Raw genomic sequence first — 7,566 nt, 5'->3', positions numbered from 1 at the left:
CTTCCTCTTCTTTCTTTACTATTCTTTCTCGTGAATTATCTTGTTTATTCAGATCTTTATACTTGTGAATTTCATCCCATAGCACCTTACCAATCCATGGCTTATTCATCACCATCCCCCCATCTAATAAAATTCAGGAAAATATGTTATTTTACACGTATTCATTTTCATCATTATATATGTTTTATAATAATAAAAAAGACATTGTCTTTTTATCAAAGACAATGCTTTTTTAGTTTTATACTTGTACTTGTTGTACTTGTAAAACTTTTAAAGTAAGATCTAGTACAATTTTTTCACGAAGAGTATCAAATGGTTCATTTAGGTCTGTTGGACAAGGCGAAAAGTCTAATTCGAAAAATTGAGCGCTAACTAACTCGCAATATGGTTGTTCGTTATAAAAAACTGTATTTTCGAAGAAGTATTTGTCTAAACGTGGTAAATCACCATTTTTAGGATTAATAAAGTGAGAAGTAGTATCTGAGGAAGCAGCTACTATAGCTAATGATAGAAAATCAGCTTCTGTTAAATCTGCAAAACCAGAAAATGGAACATTTGCAATACGGTCATATAGCACTCCATTACACTCATCATTTGCATACTCAATATTTTTTCGAATATATCCTTGTACAAATAATTTTGCTCTTGTAACTCTTCGGTAAGGTGTACCTGGTACTGGTTCGAATGCTACAGGAACTAACTTACATTGTGTTAAAAATGCATTTTTTAAGATACGTTTAATTTCAACTGCTGGAGGATCTAATGAAATATCAGATTCTACAACAATTTGAATCGTTCTTTCTGCTAATACAACTGGTATTTTTACAATTGGTGCTCCTGGAGTAGTAATTGGTGTTGCAGGTGCATCACTTAATGGTGTTTGAGTTTGTCCTGCTACCTGACATGGTACATTAATTGGGCATTGTTCACTCATATTTTATAATCTCCTTTATAAAAAAATTAGAGTTTTTTAACTCTCTTTACTGTATATGTATTTTTTCTATTAATGCGTGGGTTTGTATCATAGTCACTTTTATCATTTGCAAATACACACAGTTTAATATAATTAGTTTTTATGAATATTTACCTATTAAAAAAATTCTTAACTATTATCGCGGAAAAACACCATAATATGTTGATTAAGTTCAATAGTAAAAAGGATATCCATATTTTCGAAGAAACTTTCAAAAATCTATTCTTAAATTTATTAAGACAAATAAAATTAATTTTGTTAATTTCTTCATTCCATAATATCTATGCAACAGCAAATTAATATTGGATGCACCTTATTGTTAAAAAATAAAAACCGACTTTTTCAAGTCGATTTTTATACCCAATTTGTAATTTTAAAAAAGAGTAATTAACACGAATTTTATAGGATTTTCTAGACTTTTTCTGTTGTACAATTGTACAAATTCATTCATTTACCTATTATCCACAAAATAAGCATCATACGCCTTATCAAAAACATATCCTAGCTTTTCTGCTAGTTTAGCAGACGTAGTATTCGCTGCATCCCAATTTGGATATATTCTTTTTTCTAGACAGTCCAAGATTAGCGCTGCACTAACTATAGTCGCCAACCCTTTTCTTCTATGATTGTGATCAGTCGCCACTTCAATTTCAATGCCATTATCATAAATACTATACGATGATGCACCACATACAACTTCATCTTTATATAAAACGCTTTAACCTATACCTCGGTTTATATAATCTTCCACCGTTTGAAATTGACTTGTAAAATCTTCAGAGACCTTATGTAATGTGGGAATATTTACGATATGTTCATCTATTTTTCGTAACTCGTATCCTTTTGGAAGCGCTGATATAAAAGATTGTAATTTTGAATGATTAAAAACTTCCGCATTCCGTTTGAACTTATAGCGTAAAAACTTATCTATTTTTCTTTCGTAACATGTTTCTAAACGCTTTTTCCACTCTTCACTATTTACGATTACTAACATTCTATCAGGAATGTTACGTACTAATTCTTCAGTTTCTTTCGCATTCGAATCACCAGCGTAAAATGTAAAGATCCCTACCGTAACTTGCGCTACTGTTGGATTTTCAAGATTATTTACCCAAGCAGTACCCATATGTCCTTGTAAATAAGAAAGTAAAACAACGTTATTGAAATCCTCGAACATAGTAACTAATTTTTCTCTCGTATGTATACTCGCTTCATATATCATGTACATTCCCGCTTTCTTTGGAATCAGTTTAACTCTACTTTTCATATATAAACAAAAGTTTATTAAACTATATATAATCGTAAAATATTCGTAAATATAAAATTATTATAACATCTAATGAATAGTAAGCGACTGTCCTGTATAAAGGTTAACAGTAAATATACTTAATAATAATTTGCAATCTACATGTAACCGATTATCATCTTTTATTATGTAATACCCCTCAATACTCGTTTGAGGGTTCATTTAAATACGTATGTTATAACTCATTCTTATAAATATATGATTCTGTTCCTCCATTCTTATATACTTTAGTCAATTTAACAACTGACTTGTACGTATTATTGTCATTCGTCACCATCTTTTTCATCTCTTCTATTTCAGCATTACCAGTTCCACTCTCAATTTTCAAACAATTCGAAATATTGAGGTACCCACTCGATGCGAAAAGAATAATATACGTAAGATCAGGGAAATTAATGAACAGTATTCCAAACTTTAAAGGATTCGTAGCCGTATCAGATAAAACTAATTGAAAGTTTAATAGTTCTGGCACTTGAACAAAATCTTTAGAAACAATCGCTTCACCTATTATAGTAATTTGCTTTACGACATTCCCCATCTCATCTATAAATTCAGTACAACTAGGTGCATCAATTGTTTTTGCTTGTAGTGATAAATTCAATTCTGGATTGTAAAAGTCAAAAAAGAGTGTACTACCCTCTGTTAAACATTGCGGACAAACATTTCCAAGTAAACTAAAATCCTCTTCAATAAATTTAACTTTCGTTTTACAACTACAAACTTTTCCTATTCGAATTGCATCAATCCTAGAGCAATCTACAAAAATAACCTCATTGTCCTCTTGTACGAAGGATACGATACCATTCCTCTTATTAAATGAAAGAAAATAAGATACAACAATTTCGTTTCCGGCGATTACAATACTCTCAACTTTTGTAAAAGGCTCTAGACTTCGCAAAAATTCACAAATACTATTTTGGCAGCATTGATAATTTCGTTTCGGCTCACAACCCACTTACACTCCATCCCTTTCCTATATGTTTTATCTAATACATATAATATGAACGGAGCATAAAAAAGCTTGGACAATATAACTTTAACTCAGGAATATAGGTACTTACTTATCACATTAATAATGAAATTACGCCAATAATGAGTAATAACACATAAATTTCCCTATAAATACATATAACAATTTCATCTTTCATGAAAAAAACGTTATAATAAGGTGTAGCCTCTACGATTACGTTATAAAGGAGAATAAAACAATGGCTAAAATTAAAGTATACCAAGCAAAAGAAGAAAATATGGATGCAGTAAAGAACATCATTGATGTTGAGGAACAAAACCCAACTGCTGAAAACTTACAAAATCTATATGCATGTGTATTAGAAACAGAAGATATGGCATTGCCTGAATCATACATTGAAGAAGATATCTTAATTGATTCTATGGAAGTTATGGTTAACGCTTCTCAAAACAAACTAAGAGACTTAGGTGCATACGATGTAATCGAAGTTCAAAACAAAGGTAAGAAGACACAAATTTTATTATTAGCAGACGAAGAATACGAAATTATCGAAGGCTAATCTAAATCCGTACATACGAAAAAGCTCCTTTCCAATTGGAAAGGAGCTTTTTCATTACGCTTTTGATGTTTCACTCTTTTTATTCGTTTGTTTTTTCTTAATTACCATACGCTCATTTCCCATAAAGAAAATAAATATGAATGCTAGACCTGCTGGTACCAATGCCCACATAAATGTTTGAACAATGGAGCTAGAAAGAGCATCAATAATTTTATCTAATATTTGCGGCGGGATTTGAGATCTTGCCGATTCTGATAGAATAGCTCTTGAATCTCCTAAAGCGTTTGTATTCATTCCTCCGCTCATACCTTTAAAAGCTTCTTCTAATTGATCTTGGAAACCTGTTCTTTGAATCATTCCGAAGATTGTAATACCAAGTGTCATTCCTAGTGAACGAATGAAATTACTCGTTGAAGTTGCAGAACCACGCTGCTCCATACCGAAGTTGTGAATAGCTGCCATACTTAGTACAGAGAATGAGAAACCTACTCCAAATCCAATAATAATCATATAAACCGTTAATAATATACGACTTGTTTCTGGCGTTAATGTGCTTAATAAGAATAGTCCAATTAGCATAATAACAGCAGAAATAATCATAATGTTTCGGTAGCTAAGCTTCGTCGTTAAAAATCCACCTAATTGAGCTGTTACGACTGATCCTAACATCATCGGTAAAAGTAATAATCCTGAGTTTGTTGCGCTACCACCGTATACACCTTGAATGAATAACGGTATGTATACAGTTGCTGACATGAACGCAGCACCGTAACATAATGCAATAATGGTACTCATTCCGAATAAACGTTGTTTAAACATTTCAAATGAAATGATCGGTTCTTCTACTTTACGTTCAATAAAAATAAATGCAATAATTAAAATAGCGAATCCGCCAAATAAACTTAAAATAAAGTTAGAATCCCAATCATACTTTTGTCCACCTAGTTCTAAAGCAAACATTAGCGAAACTACTGCACCAACTAAAGTAATTGCGCCAAACCAATCAATTTTTTGCTTTCTATGAACTCGTGATTCTTTATAAAAGAATGTAATAAAAATAAGTGCTAAAACGCCAAGCGGTAAGTTAATGTAAAATACCCAGTGCCAGCTTATGTAATCTGTAATATACGCACCAAGCAACGGACCAAAAATACTTGATAAACCAAATACTGCTCCGAATAATCCACCCATTTTCCCGCGCTTTTCAGGAGGGAAAATATCAAAAACGATAGTAAACGCGATCGGCACTAATGCCCCGCCGCCAATACCTTGAATGGCACGATAAATACCTAACTGTGTAATATTTTCAGCAGTACCACAAAGTGCCGAACCAATCATAAAGACGATTAAACCGAAAATAAAGAATCTCTTTCTACCATACATATCTGATAGTTTTCCGAATATCGGCATACCTGCCATTTCTGCGACCATATAGGCAGAAACGACCCATACAAAATTTTCAAGGCCTCCTAAGTCACCAACAATCGTTCCCATCGCCGTTACGACAATGGTATTATCCATTGATGCCATTAAAATACCTAGCAATAAGCCCGCCACAACAAAGCCGAGCTTATTATTCTTCTCAACCATAACCTTGCTCTCCCTCGTACTACTTATATTTGTTTATGTTCTTTTACGACTGCATTACCTTTTTGGTTAAAACTAGTATGATATTCTACAACACTAATTTCACATCCTGGACCAATGGTAACGTTGTTTCCTCTTACAACTTCAGCAATCGTATGCTCTAAATAAATTTCATCTCCTTCAATGATAGACGTTTGGAGGCTTCCAGCATGACTTGTAAATGGAATAAATCTCGCTTTTTTATGAACGGTAATCTTCTTACCACCAATCTCTCTCACTTTACTTCCTTCATAACGAAGTGAAATATCAATATTTTCAGCATTAAGTAATCCATCACTTTCAAGGCCACCAGTTAGTGATAGTTCTTCAACTTCAATATCTCCTTTCACATTTAAAGCGCCTTTCACATCTACGAAATCACCAGTAAACTTCCCTTTAACTTCTATCATACCTCTTACTTTCGTTTTTTCAATATGGGCATCACTATTCATTTGTGTATTTCCGTATACTTTTACATATTCAGCAGTTACATTTCCTTGTACTTCACTATCTCCATACACGACATAATTTTTCACTTTCATATTACCGCGCACTTCACTCGTTCCGTACGTTTTAAATTCATTACAGCTCATATCATTAGAAATCGTTCCTTCACCGCGAATCTTCACTTTGTTATAATCCCCGCCTGCTGAACTACCAGAACCATTGACAGTAAGACTATGTTGATGTTCCATATTACTTTCTCCCTTCCATTAAATCTGCTTCATTTCTTTTACATTTGCGCTTTTATCAACAGTAAGAACACCCGTATATTCGATCAGTTCAATCTCACAGTTCGCTCCTACTGTAACATTGTTTCCTCTTACCGTTTTTATGTGAGCATAATCAATATCGATATTGTCACCTTCTAATAGTTCAGCCTCTAATTGCATACCAAATACTGATTTAAACAGTCTACTAAAAGTACTTAGTCTATGTTTTACTTTAATCGTTTGACCACCAATTTCTTTTGCTCGACATGTACCGTGAATATTAATATTTATTTCATCGGCGCTTAATAATCCACCAATTGTAAATTGTCCTTCTGAAGAAAAAGTATCCACTTCACAATTCCCATCAATCGTTGCTTGACCGTTGATTTTAAATTTTTCACCAGTTACATTTCCACCTACTGTACCTTTTCCTGCAATTTTTAAACTGTTCGCCTTCACATCTTGCGTAATTGTTGCTTTCCCATCAATTCGCATCGTTTCCGCAATAACTGTACCATCGACTTTACCCGATCCACTAATTCTTGCATTGCTACTTTTCAAATTTCCAGTAACAGCACCGTAACCGTTACATTCAAATTGATCACATTCAACATTTCCATTAACAGTCCCTTTTCCATTTAATTGCACTTTAAGAAACTCGCCGCCATTCGATGAACCGTAACCATTTATAATCAAATTATCTGTACGCATACTTTCTCCTCCACTACAACAGTTTCGTTTTTAATGCTTCGGTATATTTCATAATCGCTTCGCGTAAAACTATTTTGGTACCTTTTTCAAAAATTAAATCGTCCACGTTTGAAACTAAGAAACATGTAGAAATCCCTAACTTTCGGACGATGATTAAGTCACAAGCTTTATGCTTAATCGCCTCATAATTTTCACGTAAAACTTGCAAGACCATTTTTCCTTCTTCTAAACTAATCTCTCCCGATTGTAGTAATTCTTCTAACATATACACATAAAGAATATCTACAAATTGAAACTCTGTTGTTTTATTCGTTTGTTCTATGAAGAATTGTAAAACTGGCTCTGATGCAATTCCTTTACGTAAGACGTCTTCCTTTGTTAAAAGGATTTCTCTTACACTCGGTGAAAACATATTTGCTAGTTCATCAAGTGATAAATCTTCTTTCATCGTTTGGATTTTATCAATACGCTCTAATATCTTTTCTTTCGGAAAAAATGTCTCTTGACCCGTGAATGTTGACTTTCGTACAAACCAATCTTCCGGTATTAAATTTTTTCTTTTCCACCTATATAACTGTCCGTATGAAATACCAGTTAGTTCTAATAAATCTTTTTTTGAAATTAAATCTGTACTCAACTGTATAACACTCCTTCCTGATAACAATGTAACATAACACTGTTACGCTGTAAATAGACTTTTATCGTAAG

The 7,566-nt window shown here is 33.0% G+C and carries 7 protein-coding genes and 1 pseudogene; 1 reads left to right on the top strand and 7 read right to left on the bottom strand.

Annotated elements, in window-relative coordinates; all coding sequences use genetic code 11:
* Positions 1 to 238 precede the first annotated feature (238 nt).
* The 3 genes and pseudogenes from AC3WTA_RS00640 to AC3WTA_RS00630 all read right to left on the bottom strand — a co-directional run bounded on the left by AC3WTA_RS00640 (position 239) and on the right by AC3WTA_RS00630 (position 3,234).
* Positions 239 to 934, bottom strand: coding sequence for a CsxC family protein (locus tag AC3WTA_RS00640; protein ID WP_001294980.1), 696 nt, complete (start codon positions 932 to 934; stop codon positions 239 to 241).
* A gap of 490 nt (positions 935 to 1,424) precedes the next feature.
* Positions 1,425 to 2,195: pseudogene (locus AC3WTA_RS00635) on the bottom strand (GNAT family N-acetyltransferase).
* Positions 2,196 to 2,454: 259 nt separating this feature from the next.
* Positions 2,455 to 3,234, bottom strand: coding sequence for a BC_2878 family exosporium-associated protein (locus AC3WTA_RS00630; protein ID WP_000501719.1), 780 nt, complete (start codon positions 3,232 to 3,234; stop codon positions 2,455 to 2,457).
* A 253-nt stretch (positions 3,235 to 3,487) separates the two neighbouring features.
* On the opposite strand from AC3WTA_RS00630, the gene AC3WTA_RS00625 reads away from it, so the two are divergent.
* Positions 3,488 to 3,808, top strand: coding sequence for a hypothetical protein (locus AC3WTA_RS00625; protein ID WP_001062728.1), 321 nt, complete (start codon positions 3,488 to 3,490; stop codon positions 3,806 to 3,808).
* A 54-nt stretch (positions 3,809 to 3,862) separates the two neighbouring features.
* On the opposite strand, the gene AC3WTA_RS00620 is transcribed toward AC3WTA_RS00625, so the two are convergent.
* The 4 genes from AC3WTA_RS00620 to AC3WTA_RS00605 are packed head-to-tail and all read right to left on the bottom strand — an operon-like array spanning position 3,863 to position 7,495.
* Positions 3,863 to 5,398: an MDR family MFS transporter gene (locus AC3WTA_RS00620; protein WP_000229631.1), complete on the bottom strand. Its 1,536-nt coding sequence runs from the start codon at positions 5,396 to 5,398 to the stop codon at positions 3,863 to 3,865.
* Positions 5,399 to 5,421: 23 nt separating this feature from the next.
* Positions 5,422 to 6,129: a hypothetical protein gene (locus AC3WTA_RS00615; RefSeq protein ID WP_000401032.1), complete on the bottom strand. Its 708-nt coding sequence runs from the start codon at positions 6,127 to 6,129 to the stop codon at positions 5,422 to 5,424.
* An 18-nt stretch (positions 6,130 to 6,147) separates the two neighbouring features.
* A complete protein-coding gene (locus tag AC3WTA_RS00610; RefSeq protein WP_001258388.1) occupies positions 6,148 to 6,858 on the bottom strand; it encodes a bactofilin family protein in 711 nt (236 codons plus the stop codon).
* A 13-nt stretch (positions 6,859 to 6,871) separates the two neighbouring features.
* Complete coding sequence (locus AC3WTA_RS00605) at positions 6,872 to 7,495, bottom strand: YhbD family protein (protein WP_000102255.1); 624 nt, start codon at positions 7,493 to 7,495, stop codon at positions 6,872 to 6,874.
* Positions 7,496 to 7,566: the final 71 nt, after the last annotated feature.

This window comes from Bacillus sp. EB106-07-01-XG149 (assembly GCF_058791555.1).
The sequence above is the reverse complement of the archived record's forward strand: the minus strand, read 5'-3'. Positions and strand labels throughout refer to the sequence as shown.

Excerpts from the sequence above, each read along its gene's own strand:
- AC3WTA_RS00640 (WP_001294980.1), bottom strand. The coding sequence starts at position 934 with ATGAGTGAACAATGCCCAATTAATGTACCATGTCAGGTAGCAGGACAA.
- AC3WTA_RS00625 (WP_001062728.1), top strand. The coding sequence starts at position 3,488 with ATGGCTAAAATTAAAGTATACCAAGCAAAAGAAGAAAATATGGATGCA.
- AC3WTA_RS00620 (WP_000229631.1), bottom strand. The coding sequence starts at position 5,398 with ATGGTTGAGAAGAATAATAAGCTCGGCTTTGTTGTGGCGGGCTTATTG.
- AC3WTA_RS00615 (WP_000401032.1), bottom strand. The coding sequence starts at position 6,129 with ATGGAACATCAACATAGTCTTACTGTCAATGGTTCTGGTAGTTCAGCA.
- AC3WTA_RS00610 (WP_001258388.1), bottom strand. The coding sequence starts at position 6,858 with ATGCGTACAGATAATTTGATTATAAATGGTTACGGTTCATCGAATGGC.